Below are 21782 nucleotides of genomic sequence, written 5' to 3'. Positions count from 1 at the left end.
TACTCGAATTATTTTTTAATGTTTTATATAATCTATCCATAATTAATATTTATGACACCAAGCTCCAAGCCAGACCTTAAGTGGATCAGAAGAATATCACAATTGATGGATTCAAAATTCAGAATACCTTCAACTTCAATCAAGTTTGGGATAGATCCACTGATCGGTATAATTCCTGGTGTTGGAGATTTGAGTTCATACATTGTTTCTTTAATGCTTATTTACACTATTCGGAAAAATGGAGCTGGTGGTAAATTGATTACGAAAATGCTCATTAATGTTTCAATTGATGCATTGATAGGAGCGATACCTATTTTGGGTGCCATTTTCGATGTTTGGTATAGGGCCAATGATAAAAATCTTCGTTTGGCCCAGGAATATTATGAAGAGGGTAAACATCAGGGTTCAGGCAAGGGGCTCTTAGTTTTAATCATTCTGTTGGTAATAGCAATAATTGCTGCACTTATATACGCTACATGGTGGGCCTTAGTAGAAATGGGAGAAATTATTTCTAGTTTGTAAAAATGATTTAAGTGAAATAGCATCTTGACTAAGTCAGATACTATTTCAATAATTTATAAATGCTGATTGCATAACATTATGTCAAATTATTTTTTTTGTATTTAATTAAGTTAAGCGTTCGGGCAATTTACCATCTAATTTGTCCCATTCTTTGGCAAGTAATTCGCGTGTCAATAATTTAATACTCATGCTCACAAGCGCAAGACTCATTGAAAACAGTATCACTTTTTTGGCACTCACCTTTGATGAGTAAAGACTTTCGGGTGGTGGCGTTTTAGTGAATTTTTTCCATCCTTTTTTCACTAACTCTTTAGCTAGGAAACTTATGCCAAATGCTGCTAGAGTTTCAAGTGAATCGTAATTACTTTCCGTCAAATATTTATTTTTCCTCAGTTGCATAATTTTTAGATTTTAAATGTTGATAGTTCTATACCTTGCTTTCACCAACAGAAAAAAACCGAAGGCGAATAGACCTACGGCAAGTACAGCTAGAACAAATAATCCAAATTCATTTTGAATAAAATTAAAAGCATCTTTAGTGCCACCAGCTGATTTTGAGTTAGCTGTAAAAGCAGCATGAAATATGAGATAAGAAATTATCCCCACAACAATGCCTCTTGCTGTATAGCCTACATAGCCGGAGTTTATTATAATTCGCTCAACTCTATTGTCAAGTTCGGCAGCTTGGACTCTATTCTTAAATATACCAGAATAAGCAATGTAAATTTGATAACCTGCCTTTCCTAAAAATGCAACAGCAAAAATCCCTACTAATATTTGCCCATGCGGTTTACTTAATAATGAAACTACAAAAGATTGATTGTCTTCCCCAGATCCTTCTTCAGCAAAAAAGAGCATTTTTAATGCAGTAAATGCTAAAAATCCATAAAATACACCTGAAGAGGCATAGCCTGCTCTAGTAAACAAACCATTTAGGTCATTTCCTTTTTCTTCAGGATCTGCTATAGCCTGATAGAATTTCCAAAAAACATAGCCTAACAATCCAGCAGCGGTTATCCCTAATAATATCTGCCCAAAAGGTTGTTCTACGATAGTACTTAATACACCACCAGTGCCCGTTTTTTTTCCTCTTGTACTAATTGCAGCGGTTAAAGTAAGTGCTCCTATTAAGCAATAGACGAATCCTTTTGTGAAAATGCCGAAGCGAGCAATTTTCTCTTTTTTTCGATCCACAATATTATTTGGTTAGCACATAAAAGGCATGAATAACACCCGGAATAAAAAATAGTATGGTTAAGATTAGATTTATCCAGAAGGCACTTGTAAGTCCTTTTCCCATTGCTACAGCAACAGGAGGTAAAAAAATGGCTAAAATAATTTGTATTACGCTCATTATAAAAAGGTTTAGTTTATAAAAAAAATGGTCTTTTAGATTCACGTATCTTGCCTTAATTAGTTACAATTACATTAAATACAGAAATAGTTATATATAATATTCGTTTCTACTCTTTTATTCTTTTTATATTACAATTTTGTACAAAGAATAAGTATTTGAATTTAAAGTATTATTTTAGGGTAGGAGATATGCCATTAGCAAAGAAAAAGAACGCTTAAGTAGTTTTATTAGGTTGATTTATGAACCTGGTCATAGCTATAAATAATTCTAATTGGTCTGATTTTTGATTTAGTAGAATAAATCAAAAATCAGACTTATGAAAAAGCTATCTTACTTTTTACTGGTTGTTATTTTTATTTCTTCTTGTACGGACAGAGGTAGATTGGAAAGAAGAGAGAATCGAATTGAAGGCACTTGGTATTTCGACCGCGCTTTTTACAAAGGGGATTTCGCTCTTTTTAGAAAAAATTTAATGGATGATTATAGGGGAGATGAAATCACATTTTATGATGACGGATATGCTGAATACTATGATGCTTCTTTAGATGCATATTTCAGTGGCGATTGGTTTTTAACACTTCATAAAACTCAATATCACGATGGAAGTGAAAGAATTTATACCCTAGATATGGAGTTCTTAGATCACATCCACCGTGAGAAATTTAGCTTTTATAGTAATGCCACTAAAATTGGTTTCAATAACTTAAACTTAGAAGTTTATGATGATTATGGATTTTATACTTTCAAATTGAATAAGTTAGATTAGTTTATCATCCTTTCTCAGATAGTTTCTTCACCAGTGATGCGACCCAACTTCTAGGAGTAAAACGAACACTTAAAGCCATCAATTTATTCTGAAATCCGTGAATGGCTACTCTTTTTCCCTTCATCATGGATTTATATCCATATTCAGCAACTTCAGCTGATGATGGTAATTTCTTGTTCTTCACCAATTTAGAATCACCTAAATCAGCTGCATTTTGAAAGCCTGAGGCGGTTGGTCCAGGGCAAAGTGCAGTAACTGAAACGCCAGATCCATTAAGTTCTTCAGCTATAGCTTCTGAAAAAGCTAAAACATAGTGTTTAGTAGCATAATACACCGCCATTAATGGGCCCGGTTGAAAGGAAGCGGTGGAAGCCAATTGCATGATTTTTCCTGATTTTCTTTCCAACATGCCATCTAAGTATAGCTTAGTTAAAATAGTTAAGCTTTTTATATTAAGGTCTATCATTTGCATGGCTTTATTTAAATCTGATTTGTGAAATTCTTCAAAATCACCAAAGCCAGCATTATTGATCAGATAATCAACTTTAATATTTTTCTCTTCAGTAAGGTCAAAAAGTTGATGTGCAGATTCTGTTTTAGAAAGATCTAAAGCAATTACTGTTGCTTTAATATTATGTTTACTTTCTAATTCTACTTTAAGATCATTTAACTTTTGTTCTGATCTCGCTACTAGAACTAAGTTGTCTCCTTTTTGTGCGTGAATTTTTGCTAGCTCCAAGCCTATGCCAGAGGAAGCGCCTGTAATTAATGCAGTTTTCATTTTATTATCATTAGATTGAACATTCATTCGGTTTTTATTGAAAATTTTTATGCTTTTGCAGCTTGCCAAGCAAACTGTGCTAATTGATCAATTGCATTTTTGGATAAGCCTTTATTTTGATGAAAAATTTTAGCGGCTGAAGCTACTGTCCCGTGCACCATTTCTGTTAAAATCTCCACATCCATTGATTTTAGATTTCCTTTTCTAATTCCTTCACCAAGAAAGTCTATGATGGGTTGATAATGTTTTCTTTGTTCTTCTTTAGTCTCCTTTCTAATAAAAGGGGACTGTGCATATTGCTCCAAAAACTGAAATGTATTACTATTATCAGCATAAAAGATGAAAAGAGAAATCCATATGGATTTAAAATCAGTTTCATAATTTTCACCATTTACAGTAGCCAATTGCATTGCTCTTCCCATTTTCTTTTTGGATTCAGCATACAAAGCTTCTAATAAGACTTCTTTGTTTTCAAAGTGATGGTAAATTGTACCAGCCGCTACTTTAGCTTTTTTACTAATCATTGACATTGGAGTGGCATGAAATCCATTTTCCGTGATTAATTCCAAAGTGGCTTCTAATATGAGTTCTCTTTTATCCATTGATGCAAATATACGAATGAACGTTCATTCGGTTATATTTTTTTTCAATTATTTTTTAATAAAAAAGAATAAGTTCGCATTGAAAGGTCTCCAAAGCAATATTTTGAAGAATTAGTAAGAACCATTCAACAGCTCTAGTTGTCACTTTTTGTATCTTTGTGAAATACTTAGAGAATCTCTGTGGTTAAAAGAAAGAAGCCTTAGGCTTTCAGAATTACAATTTCTCCTTCAAAAACTCCGCTGTATAATTATCCTTAAGCTTTGCCATATCTTCTGGCAAGCCTTCGAAAACAACTTTCCCACCTTTAGCACCGCCTTCAGGACCTAAATCAATTATCCAATCAGCTGTTTTAATTACTTCCATGTTGTGCTCAATTATAATCACTGAATTGCCTTGCTCGATTAAAGCATTAATGGATTCTAATAATTTTTTGATATCATGGAAATGCAAGCCTGTAGTAGGTTCATCAAAAATAAAGAGGTTGTGATCATTTTTTAAGCTTCCACCTTTTCCTAAGTAAGAAGCTAATTTCACTCGTTGAGCTTCTCCACCACTCAATGAATTGGAAGATTGTCCTAATCGGATATATCCTAAGCCTACATCAAATAGGGGTTGTAGTTTGTTAATGATAGGATTATTGCCTGCAAAAAACTCAAGACTTTCCTCTACAGTCATATCCAGTACCTCGGCTATATTTTTACCATTATAATTGATTTCAAGGATTTCATTTTTGAATCGCTGGCCTTTACAACTTTCACAAGTCAACTCGATATCCGCCATAAACTGCATTTCAATTTTCTGGATGCCTTCACCTTGACACATTTCGCATCTTCCACCATCCACATTAAAACTGAAAAAGGCAGGTTTGTAGCCCCTTTGTTTAGCTAAAGTCTGATCTGAAAATAACTGACGGATGGCATCATAGGCTTTCACATAAGTCACCGGATTGGAGCGAGAAGATTTCCCAATAGGATTTTGATCTACAAACTCAATGGATTTTACTTTTTTATAATCCCCATCAAGTTTTTCAAATTTACCAGTGCTTTCAGTACTTCCTTGCCCAATCATTTTAGCTAAAGCAGGATTCAAAATCTTTTTAATCAAAGTAGATTTCCCAGAACCACTGACTCCAGTTACCACAGTCAAAACCTCTAAAGGAATTTTCACTTCTTTTATATCGAGATTATTTTCTTTAGCTCCTTTTATAGAGATGCTGTTTTTCCATTTTCTCCTGCTTTTCGGAACGGCTACTTCATTGCTGCCATTTAAGAATCGGGCAGTATGGGTATTATCAGCCTTCTTTAATTCTTCTAAATTACCTTGAAAAACTAAATTTCCTCCATGAACTCCAGCATCAGGACCGATATCAATAATTTCATCCGCTTCCAGCATTACTTCTTCTTCATGCTCTACCACGATTACGGTATTGCCCATATCTCGCAATGATTTCAAGACTTTTACTAATCTAGCAGTATCTCTGGGATGCAAACCAATAGAAGGTTCATCTAAAATGTACATGGAACCCACTAAGGCACTGCCTAATGAAGTTGCTAATTTGATCCGTTGAAATTCACCCCCAGAAAGAGAAGAAGTTAATCTGTTTAATGTCAGATAACTCAAACCAACTTCCATCAGGTATTCCAATCTGTTATTGATTTCCTTGAGAATTCTACCTGCTATTTTTTGCTCATTTTCAGTGAGTTTTATGGTGCTGAAAAATTCAATTAATTTATCAATTGGCTTTAAAACCAAATCAATAATAGAAGCTTCATTGATTTTCACATAACCTGCATCTTTTCTTAAGCGAGTGCCTTTGCAATCCGGGCATACGGTTCTCCCTCTGTAGCGGGAAAGCATTACGCGGTACTGAATTTTATGCATTTTAGATTGTAGGTGATCAAAAAATGCATTCAAACCTTTGAAATATTTATTTCCTTCCCAAAGTAATTGATATTCTTCTTTTGATAATTCTTCAATCGGTCGGTGGATAGGAAAATCAAATTCGATTCCATGCTTCAATAAAGGTTCTGCCCATTTTTTCATGGTTTCGCCTTTCCAGGGAGCTATAGCGCCTTCATAAACTGAAAGCGTTTTATCAGGAATTACTAAATCTTCATCTATCCCTAATACTTTTCCGAAACCTTCGCAAGTTCTGCAAGCACCATAAGGATTGTTGAAACTAAATAAATTGATGGAAGGCTCTTCAAATTGAATTCCATCCAATTCAAATCGATCATTAAATGCTTTTTTACCATCTGATTCCACATAATCAATAATACATTCTCCATGCCCTTCAAAAAAAGCAGTTTGAATGGAATCAGCAATTCGGAATTGATTGTCTTCATCCTCTTTCTGAACAGAAGTTCTATCAATCAGTATAAATAAGTCTTTTCTTTTTAAGGATTGATTTTCCTCTAAAATATCTTCTATCTGTAAAACTTCATCTTTATGAACCACTCTAGTATAGCCTTTACTCAAAAGCAACTCCAGTTCTTGCTGCAAAGTTCTGCCTTTAGGTACAATCAAAGGAGCCAAAACCATAAAGCGTTCACCTTCCTTATGCTGATGGATGGCGTCTGAAATGCTTGTGACGGTATCTCTAGTAACTTTTTTTCCAGTTTTAGGAGAATAGGTCACTCCAATTCTTGCGAAAAGGAGTTTCATATAGTCGTAAATCTCGGTGGTTGTCCCGACAGTAGATCTTGGATTTCGGGTATTTACTTTTTGTTCTATGGCAATAGCAGGAGAAACGCCTCTTATATAATCGACTTCTGGTTTTTCCATTCTGCCTAAAAACTGGCGTGCATAAGAGCTCAAACTTTCGACATACATTCTTTGCCCTTCTGCAAATAAAGTATCAAAAGCCAAGGATGATTTTCCAGAGCCAGATAATCCGGTAACTACTACTAATTTATTTCTAGGAATGGCAACACTAAGGTTTTTCAAATTATTAACCCGAGCGCCTTTAATAATGATATATTTTTTAGGGTCAAGGTTTTCAAAATCCACCTGACCATTTTGTTTTTCGACTACTTCCATAAGCTTACAAAGATAAAAGGCTAACCCGAGAAAAAGGAATTTGTTAGGAGGATAAGTTAAATGAATTTATACTAAGAACGGAAGGATTGAAAAACGAATATAGTTTTGATTATTTATCATTGCATATCTTTGACTATCAAGATTATAATTTTATTGAAACTAATTAATCATTTTTTACTAATATAGCCTCTGGCAATAACCCATGTTTTCAAAATAGGAATGGATTATAATCAAATATATTGGGTTGATTTTATCAACATTGGATTTTTAGGCATTATGTTTTTTGTTCTATTATATGCACTTGGTGTTTATGTATATGAAAGAAAAGTAATTTATTTCTATTATTCCCTCTATATTTTTGTGCTTGGTATTTATCTCTTTTCAAGATCCGAATTTATATATAATAATATCACCATTGAAATAGAAGAATATTTTCCGAGAATAAATTTTTTCATATCTGATACCTTTCAATATATAGCTCATTTTGCAGCACTCCAATTCGGCATACTATTTTTAAATGCAAAAAAGGATTACCCTATTTTCTTTAGAGCTGCCTATTACGTCAGAATCTTCTTTTTGCTAGCCATATTACTATCTATTCTAAATATTAGTACTTTCAATAATCAAGTATTTAATGATTGGTTATCCTATATAGAACGGACAGTAGCTACCATAGCTACCATCTATATGCAGATAGTAATTTTAGTACAGGCCAAGAATAAATTAGTGGTTTTTTATATGGTTGGATCCATTTTATTTTTAGTTGGAGCTGTTGTATCTGTTTTCGCTTTGGATGTAATTTACATGCGTATTGGTACCTTAATAGAAATTCTATTGTTTTCATTGGGTTTAGCTTATCGGTCTAATCTGATGCAAAAGGAAAGGAACATTTTTAAAGAGCGCATGATTTCTGAAATCCAAGAGAAGGAAGAATTATTGAATAGATATAACGAAGATCTGAAAAGGCAGGTAATAGAAAGAAGTGAGGCCCTTATAAATGAACAGCAACTTTTTGAAAGGGAAAAGCAAAAGGTTTTGAAACTTTCGCTTGAGAAAGAAATCGATCGTGTAAAAATGACTGCGTTAAGAAGTCAAATGAAACCCCATTTTCTATTTAATGCGCTCAATGCAATCAGAGCCTTAATTATCAAAAACGACTCGCATCAAGCATATGATTACTTAACCGATTTTTCTAGACTGGTAAGATATATTTTAGAAAGTAGTGAAAACGAATATGTTAGCCTTGATGAGGAGTTGAAAATGCTTAAAATATATGTGAGAATTGAGCAAATGCGTGCAGACGATAGTTTTGAGTATTCTGTTGATGTCGATGATTCCATTGATAAACGAGAGGTTAGTATTCCTCCACTAATTTTACAACCCTTTTTGGAAAATGCTATAGTACATGGAGTTGATAATTCTAAGGAAAACCAATTAATTAGTGTTAATATAAGCTTAGAATCAGAATCTTTAATTCGGTTTGAAGTTCAAGACAATGGAAAAGGAAGGAATAATGATGATAACGAAAATAAATTTGCTGAGCTAGGGAAGAAAAAATCTATGGCGGTTGATCTGACACAAAAACGTTTAAATTTGTTAGACAGTAATCAAGCGAGATTAGAAATAAAGGATCTCTATTTAGAAAATGGAGCTTCAGCTGGAACAAAAGTAGTTTTATATTTACCTCTAATTATTAATGGAAAGAAAATTAAGAGCAATATTAATAGATGATGAACTTCATTGTCTAGAGACTTTAAAGTTTGACCTTAATAGATTTTGTAGTGACCAAATTACCATTGTAGGTGAGGCTCAAAATTTGGTGAAAGCTACAGCTATGCTGATTTCCGAAAAACCAGATGTTCTATTCTTGGATATAGATTTGCCTGGAATGAATGGCTTGGAATTTTTAGAAACAATTGGAGATATCGATGTTAGAATTATTTTTACCACTGCACACAGTAAGTATGCTATTCCTGCTTACAAATTTAAAGCAGAAGCTTTTTTACTAAAACCCATTGAAGCTTCAGAGCTGAAAGAAGTGGTGTCAAAAATCATTACTGATATAAATAAAGAAGAAAAGCATTTTACTAATGAAAGATTGGCTATTAATGATATGCATGGGACAACTTATGTCCCTTATAGCCAAATAGTTGCTTGTGAATCTAATAATAATTATTGCATCATTCACCTCAAAGATGGAAACACCAATACTGTAAGTAAAACTTTAAAGTATATTGAGCAAGCTATTAACTCAAATAACTTTCTAAGGATTCACCAATCGTATCTAGTAAATACAGAGTATATTAATAGATACCTTAAAAGTGATGGAGGTTCATTAGAAATGATGAATAAAAAGATATTCCCAATCTCAAAAAGCTATAAAGAAAAGGTTAGCGATTTTTTACAGGTCTAAATAGCTTACTCATCCAGCTAATCTGATGACTCATCGAAACTCATCATACACTATTTCTGAGTTGTAACATACCTTAGTTAGCCTTATTATTGCTATATATTTAGAAAAAATTGTATTTATAATAGTTTCATAGTGAAGGACAAAATGTAAATAAAATTTTAAAAAATGTGACCCAATTTAGAAAAAATTGGTGCGTAACATGATGAATGGAAAAAAACTATATCAAAACAATTATTAATTATGAAAAATTTAAGCACACAATTAATTACACTATTAGTATTTATTGCACTGCTTTGTGGAAGTTGCGATGATAAAAGTGAAGAGGCAGCTCCTGAAGGTTCACCAGAGATAGTGACTACACCAGTTTCCAAGATAACACATAATTCTGCACAAAGTGGAGGAACTATTACGGATACGGGGCTTTCGGATGTAACTGAACGAGGAGTAGTATGGAGTACTTCTTCTGACCCCAAAATTAATGAAAACGAAGGCATGACAACGAATGACTTCAGAGATGGAGATTTTACTAGCATATTATCAGAATTAGCTTCTGAAACCAAGTATTTCGTTAGAGCCTATGCCACAAATGATGAAGGAACTGCCTATGGTGAAGAAGAGGCATTTACTACTAGTGTTCAGAGTTTTGAAACTGTTACAATAGGAGACCAGGTTTGGATGCTGAAAAATTTGGATGTAAGCGTTTTTCAAAATGGAGATTCTATTCCACGTGCAAAAACGGATGCAGAATGGGAAAAAGCTGGAGAGGAAGGTACACCTGCCTGGTGCTACTTTGATAATGATCCTGCTAATGGGGCGCTATATGGTAAACTTTACAACTGGTATGCTGTAATTGATGCACGGGGTTTTGCTCCAGAGGGTTGGCATGTCCCAAGTAAAGAAGAATGGGATTTATTAGCAGAAACATTAGGCGGCTGGGAAGTGGCTGGTCTCAAGATGAAATCTACCACTGGTTGGATTGAAAATGGAAATGGTACAAATGAAAGCGGCTTTACCGGTTTACCTGCTAGCCTTCGAGAACTTGATGGTTATTTTCCTATTAATGGAATTGGAGGTAAGACAAGATGGTGGAGTACCACTCCTGAAAATGATTTAAATAGTTATTCTGGAAGACTTAGCTACGGAAAAGATAGAATTGAAATTTGGAGACAAGGTAAATCAAATGGTTTTTCTGTACGCTGTATAAAGAATTGACTTGGTTCAAGATTATTTTTTAAACCAATTCTTTTTATCTAATAACAGATAAACTGGCTTTATTCATGAAGCCTGTTTTTTAGGCCTTAAGTAGAGGGGATTTACAAAGTGGCAGTATTACCAAATAATTTTTTTTAAAATATGACCCAATTAAGAAAAAGTTGGTGTATAACATTAAGAAAGGAAAAAACTATATCTAAACAATTATGAAAAATTTAAAACAAATAAGACAATGGGGGGTGCTTTTACTAGCATCCATTATTATGGTTTCATGTACTAAAGACGAACCTACAGTGGGAGAGCCACCAAACGCAGACGCAGGTACTGATATAAATGCTTTTGTGGATAGTAATGTTACTCTAAACGGAAGTAATTCCTCAGACCCAGAGGGAGGAACATTAACCTTTAGTTGGGAATTAACTCAAAGGCCAAGTGGAAGTAGTGCTAGTATATCTAATGCATCAAGTGCAGAGGCAACATTTATTCCGGATGAAGCAGGTGAATATGTGGCTGCATTAACAGTTGAGGATGAAGATGGTAATTCTGATTCTGATGATGTGATTATTTCAGCTACTGTTAATGATAATGAAGCACCTGAGGCTATCATTACGGATTCAAATAATCAATTTATTGCTCCAGAAAATAATAATAATGTAATTAATGTTGGAAATACTATTCAACTTTCAGGAGTAAATTCATCTGATCCTGAGGGTGATGATTTGACTTATCTATGGGAAGTAACATCAGCCCCAACTAATAGTACTCCTACTTTAGTGAATGAAGAGACCGTTACATTAGATTTTACTGCTGATTTAGCTGGAGAATATACCATCACTTTAACAGTTAGTGACGGAAATGGTAATGAAAGTACAGCGGAGGCCACTATTGAAGCGGAAGTTTCACCTGTTGAAATAAATTCAGATGTTAATGAAAATACAACTTGGGAAAATGTATATGATGATCCAAGCTTACCAGATTATATTATTACCAGAAGTATAGATATAAATGCTGAGTTAACTGTAGATGCAGGTGTATATGTTCAAGTTGTAGAAGATGCATTTATTAGAGTAGAATCATCAGGATTTTTAAATGCAGTTGGTACTGAAAGTGATAGTATCAAATTTACTAGCTCTAATATACCTGCTGGTTTACATTGGGGAGGTATTAATTTTATTTCAGGTTATATTCAGAATGAATTGACTTTCACGGAAATTTCATATGCGGGCAATAGCGATATCGCGTATTTAAATAGTGGTTGGAGAAGAGCGAATATAGCGGTGTCTGATAATGGTAGATTGACCCTAAAAAATTCTACTGTTTCAAATAGTAAAGAGGAAGGGGTTTATATTGCAGGAGACCTAAGGTCCTTTGAAAACAACAATTTTAAAGAGAATAGCTCATATCCAGTTTCAATTCCTTTCAATGCAGTAGGTATAATTGATGGCAATTCGGATGTGTCTGGTAACGGCAACAGTAGTTCTGTAAGAATATATGGGTCTACGATGACCGATGACCAGTCTATGGTGGCGCTAGCCAATCAGCAATCGTATAGAGTGACAGGTGAAATTGACCTGGAAAGCGTCTTAAATATTGGAGAAGGTGTACAGTTTGCTTTTGACGAAGATGTGTTTTTCAGAGTAAATGAAACTGGGAATATTATTGCTGAAGGCACTGCTTCTAATAAGATTGTAATGACTTCCTCTAATATTAGTGCAGGGTTACACTGGGGTGGTTTAGATATTAATTCCGGTTATAGCTCAAATAAATTAGATCATGTTGAGGTTTCCTACGCTGGGAATTCAGATATGTTCTATGAAAATAGTGCATGGAGAAGTGCCAATGTAGGAATTCAAGATAATGGATATTTGACGATTTCAAACTCCACTATAACCAACAGTCAAGATGTAGGGGTCTATTGTGGAAATGAATCGCTCAATACTTTTGCTAGTAATAACTTTGTTGATAATAGCGGGTATGCGATTTATATAGAGTTCAATGATGTAGGTGCAATTGACGGGAATACCACCTTTTCAGGTAACGGTGATAATGGTGTGACAATCTACGGTTCAACCACATCTGATAATGTGACAATGGCTAAATTATCTGGATCTGCTTACTACTTATTTAACGGCTCTTCCGTAGTTGGTTCCGATTTAGACATAGAAGAAGGCACTGAAATGAGGTTCAATGAGGATGTGAAATTAACTGTAAATTCAAACGGGACTATATCAGCAATTGGTACTTCCAATAGTATGATTACGTTTACCAGTGCTAATCAAGCAGGTGGAATCAACTGGGCAGGTATATTAATTGAATCTAGTTCTGCAGTAAATGAATTCAGTTTTGTTGAAGTTTCTTATGGAGGAAGTGATGATATTGATTACATAAATAGCGCATGGAGGAGATCAAATGTTGCAATAAATTCGGGCGAATTGAAAATGAATGATTGCACCATATCCAATGGAGAAGGTACGGGAATTACTATTAGTTCCGATAGTTTCTTAAATGGCTTAAATTCTAGCAGCACAGACCCTGAAGCTCAGATTGAAGCTAATAATACATTTACTAATAATGGAATGGATAATATATTGTTCCTATAAACTTAATAAAATAAGAGTTTGTACATGAGAAGTTTAGGCTCCTCATGTTTTATTTTCAAAAAATAAAACAATGAAAAAACTAACAATAATATTAATTGCTATAATCAGCCTTTGGTCAATCGATACAAATGCTCAATCATTTCAAAAAGGAGATAATCTTTTTAATGCAGGCTTTGGTTTTGGATACTATGGTTATGGTTTAGGTGCTGGAAGGAGTTTTTCAATTCCAGCCATTACTGCAAACTATGAACTTGGAGTTGGAGATTATATTGGAGTAGGTCCTTATGCTGGCATAGCTAGCTATAATTATTCTAGAGTTGGTTTCGATGGAGGATATTCAATTTTAGCATTTGGAGCTAGGGCAAGTTTTCATTTTACCGATATACTATTGAATGATGCTTTAGAACTAGATATTGATGAAGAATGGGATTTCTATGCCACTTTAATCTTCGGTTTTAATATTGAAAATTATTCAGGTGATTTAAATTATATTGAGGATGATGTTGTAGTTAGTTTCGGGCCAAACCTGGGATTCAGATATTTCTTTAACGAAAATTTTGCTGTGTTTATGGAAGCGGGTTATGGATCTTTCAGCTATGGCACTTTAGGACTCACTGTAAAAATGTAATGGAACATAAAATGAGACCTAAACAAAACAGGTGTTTGTTTAGGTGTTGTTTTTTCATTTTAAGCCGGAAAGCCGCCCCCATTGGAGGCGGTTTTTTTTGTGCCTGACTTACATTTTGCTAGTCTGGCTATCGTCTTACATTACCCCATCAGTTAGGTCTGACCGTAGTCAGACCTATTTCATAGAGAACTCAGAAAGCAGCCTGAAATACATTAATCTAAAGTTCGACAAAAGTAACTGATCTTTCTCCTTGCTTAATAGCAATATTTTCATCTGGTAAAACAACATAGGAATTTGATTCCATGCTTTTCCTTGAAGCTTCTTTTAAAGTAGCTGAATCAATAGTTAACACTTCATTTGCTCCTTCAATTATAATTTTTCCATTTAAAGAATAAGCTAACTCAGGCATATCCATTTTGTAAGAAGTGGGTTTTTGGTTTCTCACTATTTCAACAGCATCTTCATAAAAAAAGACTATATCTTGATTGATCCAAGAAGAATTTGTAGCTAGATTTTTCCTGTCTTCTCTTTTGATTAATTCAGCAGTTTTTAAATCATAATAGGACATTCCTTCTTTATCATAGTCAATCATATAACCGTTTCCATATTGAAAATCTACTAATTCTTGATTTCTATCTGTTTTAATTTTCTCCACCCGTTTTGATATTTTTCCAGTCTGAATATCTAGCCAAAAGAGCTCGTATTGACTTTTGAGGCCTGTCCCTTTATATTTTAAAATTAGATTATCATTTACCAGATTCATTTGAGTCATTTCAGTATTTATCCCAACTATTTTTTCTGACGTCCATACTATTTCTCCTGTTGAAATATCTATTTTCTGGATATGTTTATCATTCCCATACATCCAAGGGTCGCCCTGCACCATGCCAATTGAATAGTAAGCAAATCCATCAGCTATAACAGGTGGTATATAGGTTGCTATTGTAGAAAGACTTGTCTCTTGCCCGGGAGTAGCAGCGGCTGATGCACCGTCAAATAATTTACTAAATTTCAGTACTCTTTCTTGATCAACATTCATCCCCAAGCTTTTACCCGTATTTAAGTCGAATATTTCCATTCCATAATAATCTAATAACAATCGGTCGCCCACAACAAAGCTTCGGTTTGGTTTGTAATTACTACTATATTCTGTTTCCCAAAGGAGCTCCCCTGTGCTGGCATCTACATTAAAGATTACTTTTTTTGCGAACGCTTTATTGAAGTCTGTTGCATAAGCATTGGCCAGAACAATTGAGTTTTGTTCGGGGATGTAAATGGCTTCGGCTATCCCTGAAGGAAAATCTACCTGATTCCACTTTATAACTCCTGATACTACATCAAAAAATAAAACGCCTTCTCTAGCGACTATAAGAAGGGCATTCAATTCTCCTATAGGATGAATACATGTTTTTAAGGTTGAATTATTTAATACTACGCTGCCTTCTCTTTTTCCTCTCATTCGCAAATTTTGAACCTCAGTATCATTTCCAGTTCTTATTTTTTTATCTTCTGGTCCTACCACCAACATCACTGATTTTACAAATTCTTCGGCATAAGAAACTCCTAATGTAATGGTATCTAATTGGTATATTTGCTCACCACTCGTTAAATCATAGCCTTTAATCAGGGTGGTATCGGAACTATATTCAAATGAAACAGCTCTATTTAGTGCACCAAATATTAACATACTGGTACCGCCTGTTTTATCTATGTTTTGTGATTCTTCATTTGCAGGATTAACTAATTCAGTTTCTAATACTTTTTCTTTTGTATTATTATTAAGGATAGTATAGTTATTCTCGCCTTTGACTAAGGAGTATCTGCCATCTTCGCTTAATATGTCAATTCTATCTGTTAAGCTCATTTTTTCATTCGCTAAAACAAAATCTTTTTTGCTCTCTAAAAAGTCAAATACTTTTATTTCTTTTGCATTCTGCTCTTGTTGCAATGGTGTAGCACTACTAAAAAGATCTTGAATAAAAACTAGGGAACTTTCCGCCTTATTTTTCTCCTTTAGGGCAATTTTAGCTTGCTTACTTGTGAAAAAGATACCTCCCAGTAAGCTGATAAGTATTAGGGAAGAAAGTGCAGTACTTAATGAGTTTCTCTGTAAAAACTTTTTCGTAAGGTAGATTTTGTTTTGGGGAACGGCATTTACTGGTTTATTTGTTTTGAAATTATAGATATCCTCTAATAAAGCGCCTACCGAGTTATACCTTTCTTGTGCCTGCTTTTTTAGACATTTTAGTAGGATTGCTTCCAATTCTTTTGGAATTCCATTAACACTTTTAATAGTAGTTAAATTCTGAGGGTTGTCTTTTAGTATTTGGGTTACAACTTTGCTCGGTTTAACATCCCTATCGTAAGGTAGTTCTTCAAAAATTAGTAAGTATAATAAAACGCCTAATTGATATATGTCACTTGCTGTATTTACTGCTTGCATTAATAATTGTTCAGGGCTGGCAAATGCAGGGGTTCCCATGAATTTATTTAAAGGGACCGATTGATCCTCTAACTTTTTACCTATTCCAAAATCCAAAAGCTTAACTTCTCCTGATTTTGTGATCAAAATATTATTAGGTTTTATATCTTGATGAAGAATAAATTGCTGATGAGCATAATTAATGGCTTGACCTACTTTTATAAAGAGATCTATCTTTTGTGATAAATTTAATTTATTCTCCTTGCAATATTCATCTATTGGAACTCCATCTACCAGTTCCATTACTATGTAAGGAATGCCATCTTTAGTAACCCCGCCATTATAAAGGCGTGCTATATTAGGATGATTAAGTTGCGCTAAGATTTGTTGTTCTTCTTTAAAGAAAACTTTAGCGTTTTCAGACTCAATTATGCTGGAAAGCATTTTAAAAACCACTTCATGCTCAAAATCTCCATCCACTCTTTTTGCCTTATATACTGTGGCCATGCCTCCTTGTCCTATTAATTCAGTGAGTTTATAAGAATCTATGGTGGCTCCATTTAAATCTGAAAGCTTTGATTGTTGGTCAACATATGATTGTAGATTCAGGTCTATTTCTCCAAAAAAAGCATCTGCTTTAGTGATATTTTCAATCATTTTCTTTAACTCAACGCCTATTTCTGGTTCTTCCGCTATAACCTGTTCTAAGTATTTGATGCGGTCTTCTTTAGGGAGTTCAATTGATTCAAGAAAGTGTTTTTCTAAGTTCGATTTATGAGGCATGATAGTTTATAATCAATAAATGGGTCTTATTATTATCTAGTTCTATTAACTTTATTGTTACTAATTCGCATGCAAAATATGGTTTATCTTAATTTTATTTATACTTTTAATAAAAAAAACATGGAAAATTTATTAGAACAAATCATTTCAACCGGAGAAATAGCCTACACAGTAGCAACAGAATATATAATATTACTCGTGTTGTTAGCCTAAAATGGAGCGGTAATTTCTAGTTCAAACAGAGATTAAGTTATCATTTGAACTATTATTTTTACGGAGTCTAATCGGGCTGCACGTGATGAATACTTGAAAGTTTGCAAATTAAATGACAGAGGGGTTAGGAGCTATGACAGTGCAGCGAGCCAGCATTTGAAAGTGCTTGGTCCTCAAGCAGAAGTATTGTCTTGATTTTCTTTTATTTAATGAAATTATTCAATTTTTCAATATTTTTTCATCAACTGCATTCATATTTCAATTATACGGAATACTATAGGGTGAAATTAAATGAATAAGGTACATAAAGTATAAAGCCTGTTAGCTAAAATATAAGATTTACAACTTCCTAACTCTAAAACTCCAAAGTATCACAACCGCAATTCCAATTGCATTACGAAGGAATAATTCATTAAAAGTATATCCTGCATCTACCAAAACCCCAAAAAATAAAGGGCCCAAAGCAGTACTTAATACCATTACCGTTACAAACAAGCTCCTGACTTTTCCGATAATATCTGCTCCAAAAATTTCAACAAAGAGAGCATTTTTTACTGTTCCACCGAAGCCATTTGCAAATCCCATTAAGGCTAAAGATAATGGATAGATAATGGGAACATCACTAATAAGGAGCGTTAGAACTCCAATAATATAAGGAATCAAAACAAATGGGAATAACTTTTTAGCTGTCAATTTATCGATATAAGGTCCAGCTATAAACATTCCCAATGCACTAGCCCCTGCAAAAGCTGCTAATGAGGAGGAAACCCATGCGGCACTCCAGCCTTTTGCAGCACCTAGTTTTAATTGGAAAAAGAAAATAGCGGTATTGGTGAATCCTAATGCAAAAACAGCTGGTGCAATGATTAAAAAAGCTTTATGTTTTAAAATTTTCCAGGCGCTTACTTTACTTTTACCCAAATCAACATCGGGTTCAGATTGAACTTGTTCTTTTTTCTTTTTGCTGTATAGCCAATAAACCAAAGGCATGATAAAGATTAAAACTATGGTAGCATTCAACTGCAATGAGCCTCGCCAACCTAACCATCCGATAATTATGGTCATCAAAACTGGTAAGCTAGCTTCTCCAAAAGGATGACCTGTAGTCGCAATTCCAATAGCTTTTCCTCTGTTGGTATCAAAATATCGAGACATGGTGGAAACTGCTGTATGGCTCATCAAACCCTGTCCGAAAAGTCTTAGCATATATAGCCCAACAAATACCATGATAATGTGCATGGAAAAAGATAAAACCAAGAGGGCGATCATTAAACCGATCAAAATCATAGCCATATAACTACCTAGTTTCATGCGGTCAAATAAGCTGCCCAAAGTAGGCAAAGTAAAAGCGGAAGCTATAGTTGCAGTAGCATACAAGCTCCCCATAGTGGTGTTGTTGAGTCCCAACCAACTTTCAATATCAGGCACATAAAGTGAAATCAGGAAAGTTTGCCCAAAACTGGAAAAATAGGCGAAAACAAAGCCTAAACTTAAAATATATTTATATTCTGTAAATAATGTTTTCCACTTACTCATACTTGAGATTTTAGAGTCTAGAATCCAGAGTCCAGACTTTTTCACTAATTCTACCTCCTTCAGTAATTCCTAATAAATAGACAATTGACAATATCCAATCGACAAAAAGTTATTGAACCAATTCATCCTCTCTTCGATTAATCAAATCATATTAACCTGCCAACTTGAAAACTCGCCAAGCTGTCAACTTATTTTTTCCTCCTCTTATCCTTAGGTCTATTCCCAAAAGCCTTGTCTCTTGCTTTTCCACTAAGGTTTTTCTTTTTCTTCTCATGAAAGGCCCCTTGAAAGTCAGGGTTGTCCAGATGTTTCTGACGGTCAATTTCCAATGCCATATCTTTCTTTTCTTTTGGCATAGTTTCCATCAATTCTACTTCTTTAGGAAGTTCTTCAACAGCAATTTTTTTGCTAATTAATTCTTCAATTTTCTCGATATGATAGATGTCAGATGGATCTACAAAACTGATGGCAATGCCATGATGTTCGGCTCTGCCAGTTCGTCCAATTCTGTGCACATATTCTTCATATTTATTAGGCACCTCAAAATTGATCACATGACTGATTTCATCTACATCAATTCCCCTTGCACTAACATCTGTGCTCACTAAAACTTTTATATTACCCTCTTTGAAATCTTTAATAGCATTGATTCGGGTCGATTGCGCCTTATTGGCATGAATTACTCTTGAATCTTTTGTGATTTTTCGCTCTACAAAATTGAAGACATTATTGGCATTGGTTCGAGTCCTGACAAAAACTAAAACCTTGCTGAATTCTTCTTTGTCGAGTAAATATTTCAACAAATTGATTTTAGTTAAGAAATTGGGGACATGATATAATTTTTGTTCGATTAATTCAGCAGTCATAAATTCTGGTGTTACTTCCACCTTTTCGGGGAAGTCAGTAAATTCATAGGCGTATTTTTCAACTTTTTCAGGAAAAGTGGCTGAGAAAAATAAATTCTGTTTTTTCATCGGCAAAAGCTCCAATACTCTTCGAATTTGAGGCATAAAGCCCATATCCATCATGCGATCAGCTTCATCTAACACAAAAGTTTTAATTTGCTTAGTTTTCAGTACACCCGCATTGTAAATATCCAATAATCTGCCAGGAGTGGCCACAATGATATCGCAACCAGCAGTTATTTCAGCTTCCTGTTTTTTAGAGCCAATCCCACCATAAAGACAAACCGTACGCAAATCCGTATATTTCCCTAATTCCAAAATATTTTCATATACCTGCATAGCCAATTCACGAGTTGGAGCTAAAATCAATCCTCTTGGATCTTTTCCTTGCGCATATTTTAATTTCATCAAAATAGGTAACACAAAAGCCGCAGTTTTTCCGGTTCCGGTTTGCGCTATACCCACTACATCATGCCCGTTTAAAATCCGTGGAATAGCTTTAACTTGGATTTCAGACGGTTTTTGATAACCCAAATCATCAATGGCATTGAATAATTGTTTGTTGAGTTTAAAATCTTGAAAGGATGCGGTATCTTGCGACATGAAGTCTGTTCTTTAAGGAAAAATTAACTGAAATATGAAAACCATTCTGATTGTCAATGCAAATATAGTAAATGACGGGCGAATTCAGCAGTTAGATGTGCTGATGAAAAACGGTCGCTTCGAAAAAATTGCTTCTAGTATCAATGCTGATGAGGTAGATGAGGTAATTGATGCTAATGGAAAATACCTTTTTCCTGGCTTAATTGATGATCAGGTGCATTTTCGGGAACCGGGTTTAACGCATAAAGCCAATATTTTCACAGAATCGAGAGCAGCTGTGGCTGGAGGTATCACTTCTTTTATGGAAATGCCCAATACAGTTCCCAATGCTTTGACTCAGGAATTATTAGAAGATAAATATCAAATTGCGGCTAAAAGCTCTATTGCCAATTACTCATTTTTTATGGGTGCCAGCAATGACAATATTGAGGAAGTATTAAAAACCGATCCAAGGACAGTATGCGGTGTAAAAGTTTTTATGGGTAGTTCAACTGGAAATATGCTGGTTGATAATGAACAAACCCTAAACAATATTTTCTCTAAAGTCCCTATGCTAATTGCTACTCACTGTGAGGATGAAGCCACCATTAGAGCCAATACCGAAAAATTCAAAAAGGAATACGGAGAGGATGTCCCTATTGAAATGCATCCCATTATCCGCTCTGAAGAAGCCTGTTATTTATCTTCCTCATTGGCGGTGAAGTTGGCGAAAGAACATGGGTCTAGACTTCACGTTTTACATATTTCAACAGGAAAAGAAACTGAATTATTTGATAATTCCATTCCTTTAGAGCAGAAAAAAATCACTGCAGAAGCCTGTATCCATCATTTATGGTTTTCAGATGCTGATTATAAAGAAAAAGGCACTTTCATTAAATGGAATCCGGCTGTAAAGACCGCTCAGGATAGAGACACAATTTTCCAGGCTTTGTTAGATGATAAAATTGATGTGATTGCCACTGATCATGCGCCTCATACTTTAGAGGAAAAGCAGAATAAATATTTTTCTGCCCCATCTGGCGGACCTTTGGCCCAACACAGTTTGTTAGCCCTTTTGGATTTTTACAAACAAGGAAAAATCAGCTTGGAAAAAATTGCTCAAAAAGCATCTCATAACGTGGCGATTTTATTTAGAATAGAGGATCGGGGCTATATCCGAGAAGGTTATCATGCTGATTGTGTTTTGGTGGATTTGGAAAAGGAATACGCTGTCACCAAAGAAAACATCTTAGCCAAATGCGGTTGGTCTCCTTTTGAAGGGCATACTTTTCAATCATCCATTGAAAGCACTTTTGTAAATGGGAAGAAAGTATATGACAATGGAAAAATAATTGAAGCAGGTGTGGGAGAGAGGATGTTGTTTAAGGTTTAAGAGTGTTGTTTCCGTACAACAATTTGT

The 21782-nt window shown here is 34.5% G+C and carries 17 protein-coding genes; 8 read left to right on the top strand and 9 right to left on the bottom strand.

All coding sequences use genetic code 11. The annotated features are described in order from the left end of the window. Positions 1 to 51 precede the first annotated feature (51 nt). Entirely contained in the window at positions 52 to 522 is a 471-nt protein-coding gene (locus QYS49_RS00885; protein WP_308349739.1) for a DUF4112 domain-containing protein, read from the top strand. 105 nt (positions 523 to 627) lie between these two features. Here QYS49_RS00885 and QYS49_RS00880 read toward each other — a convergent pair whose 3' ends face one another. The 3 genes from QYS49_RS00880 to QYS49_RS00870 are packed head-to-tail and all read right to left on the bottom strand — an operon-like array spanning position 628 to position 1876. Continuing rightward, on the bottom strand, positions 628 to 921 hold the full coding sequence (locus tag QYS49_RS00880; protein ID WP_308349738.1) for a DUF4235 domain-containing protein: 294 nt from the start codon (positions 919 to 921) through the stop codon (positions 628 to 630). Positions 922 to 933: 12 nt separating this feature from the next. After that, on the bottom strand, positions 934 to 1716 hold the full coding sequence (locus QYS49_RS00875; protein ID WP_308349737.1) for a DUF1206 domain-containing protein: 783 nt from the start codon (positions 1714 to 1716) through the stop codon (positions 934 to 936). A gap of 4 nt (positions 1717 to 1720) precedes the next feature. Further along, the gene (locus QYS49_RS00870; protein WP_308349736.1) at positions 1721 to 1876 is read right to left on the bottom strand and encodes a YqaE/Pmp3 family membrane protein; all 156 of its coding nucleotides are present in this window, start codon (positions 1874 to 1876) and stop codon (positions 1721 to 1723) included. A gap of 319 nt (positions 1877 to 2195) precedes the next feature. Between QYS49_RS00870 and QYS49_RS00865 the strand changes: the two genes are divergently transcribed. Further along, a complete protein-coding gene (locus QYS49_RS00865; RefSeq protein WP_308349735.1) occupies positions 2196 to 2645 on the top strand; it encodes a hypothetical protein in 450 nt (149 codons plus the stop codon). A 4-nt stretch (positions 2646 to 2649) separates the two neighbouring features. Here QYS49_RS00865 and QYS49_RS00860 read toward each other — a convergent pair whose 3' ends face one another. The 3 genes from QYS49_RS00860 to uvrA all read right to left on the bottom strand — a co-directional run bounded on the left by QYS49_RS00860 (position 2650) and on the right by uvrA (position 7068). Beyond that, positions 2650 to 3426 carry an SDR family NAD(P)-dependent oxidoreductase gene (locus tag QYS49_RS00860; protein WP_308349734.1) on the bottom strand — a complete coding sequence of 259 codons (777 nt, stop codon included), beginning with the start codon at positions 3424 to 3426 and terminating at the stop codon, positions 2650 to 2652. A gap of 47 nt (positions 3427 to 3473) precedes the next feature. Further along, positions 3474 to 4028 carry a TetR/AcrR family transcriptional regulator gene (locus QYS49_RS00855; RefSeq protein ID WP_308349733.1) on the bottom strand — a complete coding sequence of 185 codons (555 nt, stop codon included), beginning with the start codon at positions 4026 to 4028 and terminating at the stop codon, positions 3474 to 3476. 214 nt (positions 4029 to 4242) lie between these two features. Continuing rightward, on the bottom strand, positions 4243 to 7068 hold the full coding sequence (gene uvrA / locus QYS49_RS00850; protein WP_308349732.1) for an excinuclease ABC subunit UvrA: 2826 nt from the start codon (positions 7066 to 7068) through the stop codon (positions 4243 to 4245). 219 nt (positions 7069 to 7287) lie between these two features. Between uvrA and QYS49_RS00845 the strand changes: the two genes are divergently transcribed. The 5 genes from QYS49_RS00845 (at position 7288) to QYS49_RS00825 (ending at position 13921) form a co-directional block, all read left to right on the top strand. Then, positions 7288 to 8799, top strand: a complete 1512-nt coding sequence (locus tag QYS49_RS00845; RefSeq protein WP_308349731.1) for a sensor histidine kinase — start codon at positions 7288 to 7290, stop codon at positions 8797 to 8799. Further along, a complete protein-coding gene (locus QYS49_RS00840; protein ID WP_308349730.1) occupies positions 8765 to 9481 on the top strand; it encodes a LytR/AlgR family response regulator transcription factor in 717 nt (238 codons plus the stop codon). The genes QYS49_RS00845 and QYS49_RS00840 overlap by 35 nt, the downstream gene beginning before the upstream one ends. 240 nt (positions 9482 to 9721) lie before the next feature. Then, entirely contained in the window at positions 9722 to 10693 is a 972-nt protein-coding gene (locus QYS49_RS00835) for a fibrobacter succinogenes major paralogous domain-containing protein (RefSeq protein WP_308349729.1), read from the top strand. Between the two features lie 206 nt (positions 10694 to 10899). After that, positions 10900 to 13293, top strand: a complete 2394-nt coding sequence (locus QYS49_RS00830) for a PKD domain-containing protein (RefSeq protein WP_308349728.1) — start codon at positions 10900 to 10902, stop codon at positions 13291 to 13293. Positions 13294 to 13363: 70 nt separating this feature from the next. After that, on the top strand, positions 13364 to 13921 hold the full coding sequence (locus QYS49_RS00825) for a hypothetical protein (RefSeq protein WP_308349727.1): 558 nt from the start codon (positions 13364 to 13366) through the stop codon (positions 13919 to 13921). 217 nt (positions 13922 to 14138) lie between these two features. Here the strand turns inward: QYS49_RS00825 and QYS49_RS00820 are convergent, their stop codons facing one another. From QYS49_RS00820 to QYS49_RS00810, 3 genes are all read right to left on the bottom strand, one after another. Beyond that, a complete protein-coding gene (locus QYS49_RS00820) occupies positions 14139 to 17126 on the bottom strand; it encodes a serine/threonine-protein kinase (RefSeq protein WP_308349726.1) in 2988 nt (995 codons plus the stop codon). A gap of 552 nt (positions 17127 to 17678) precedes the next feature. Next, complete coding sequence (locus QYS49_RS00815) at positions 17679 to 18875, bottom strand: MFS transporter (protein ID WP_308349725.1); 1197 nt, start codon at positions 18873 to 18875, stop codon at positions 17679 to 17681. A gap of 188 nt (positions 18876 to 19063) precedes the next feature. Further along, the gene (locus tag QYS49_RS00810) at positions 19064 to 20383 is read right to left on the bottom strand and encodes a DEAD/DEAH box helicase (RefSeq protein ID WP_308349724.1); all 1320 of its coding nucleotides are present in this window, start codon (positions 20381 to 20383) and stop codon (positions 19064 to 19066) included. 34 nt (positions 20384 to 20417) lie between these two features. Between QYS49_RS00810 and QYS49_RS00805 the strand changes: the two genes are divergently transcribed. Then, the gene (locus tag QYS49_RS00805; protein ID WP_308349723.1) at positions 20418 to 21755 is read left to right on the top strand and encodes a dihydroorotase; all 1338 of its coding nucleotides are present in this window, start codon (positions 20418 to 20420) and stop codon (positions 21753 to 21755) included. Positions 21756 to 21782: the final 27 nt, after the last annotated feature.

This window comes from Marivirga salinae (assembly GCF_030503855.1).
GTDB classification, from domain to species: Bacteria; Bacteroidota; Bacteroidia; order Cytophagales; family Cyclobacteriaceae; genus Marivirga; species Marivirga salinarum.
The sequence above is the reverse complement of the archived record's forward strand: the minus strand, read 5'-3'. Positions and strand labels throughout refer to the sequence as shown.

Bases quoted from the DNA above. Each gene is read 5' to 3' on its own strand.
- QYS49_RS00885 (WP_308349739.1), top strand. From the start codon at position 52: ATGACACCAAGCTCCAAGCCAGACCTTAAGTGGATCAGAAGAATATCA.
- QYS49_RS00880 (WP_308349738.1), bottom strand. From the start codon at position 921: ATGCAACTGAGGAAAAATAAATATTTGACGGAAAGTAATTACGATTCA.
- QYS49_RS00870 (WP_308349736.1), bottom strand. From the start codon at position 1,876: ATGAGCGTAATACAAATTATTTTAGCCATTTTTTTACCTCCTGTTGCT.
- QYS49_RS00865 (WP_308349735.1), top strand. From the start codon at position 2,196: ATGAAAAAGCTATCTTACTTTTTACTGGTTGTTATTTTTATTTCTTCT.
- QYS49_RS00860 (WP_308349734.1), bottom strand. From the start codon at position 3,426: ATGAAAACTGCATTAATTACAGGCGCTTCCTCTGGCATAGGCTTGGAG.
- QYS49_RS00855 (WP_308349733.1), bottom strand. From the start codon at position 4,028: ATGGATAAAAGAGAACTCATATTAGAAGCCACTTTGGAATTAATCACG.
- uvrA (WP_308349732.1), bottom strand. From the start codon at position 7,068: ATGGAAGTAGTCGAAAAACAAAATGGTCAGGTGGATTTTGAAAACCTT.
- QYS49_RS00845 (WP_308349731.1), top strand. From the start codon at position 7,288: ATGGATTATAATCAAATATATTGGGTTGATTTTATCAACATTGGATTT.
- QYS49_RS00840 (WP_308349730.1), top strand. From the start codon at position 8,765: ATGGAAAGAAAATTAAGAGCAATATTAATAGATGATGAACTTCATTGT.
- QYS49_RS00835 (WP_308349729.1), top strand. From the start codon at position 9,722: ATGAAAAATTTAAGCACACAATTAATTACACTATTAGTATTTATTGCA.
- QYS49_RS00830 (WP_308349728.1), top strand. From the start codon at position 10,900: ATGAAAAATTTAAAACAAATAAGACAATGGGGGGTGCTTTTACTAGCA.
- QYS49_RS00825 (WP_308349727.1), top strand. From the start codon at position 13,364: ATGAAAAAACTAACAATAATATTAATTGCTATAATCAGCCTTTGGTCA.
- QYS49_RS00820 (WP_308349726.1), bottom strand. From the start codon at position 17,126: ATGCCTCATAAATCGAACTTAGAAAAACACTTTCTTGAATCAATTGAA.
- QYS49_RS00815 (WP_308349725.1), bottom strand. From the start codon at position 18,875: ATGAGTAAGTGGAAAACATTATTTACAGAATATAAATATATTTTAAGT.
- QYS49_RS00810 (WP_308349724.1), bottom strand. From the start codon at position 20,383: ATGTCGCAAGATACCGCATCCTTTCAAGATTTTAAACTCAACAAACAA.
- QYS49_RS00805 (WP_308349723.1), top strand. From the start codon at position 20,418: ATGAAAACCATTCTGATTGTCAATGCAAATATAGTAAATGACGGGCGA.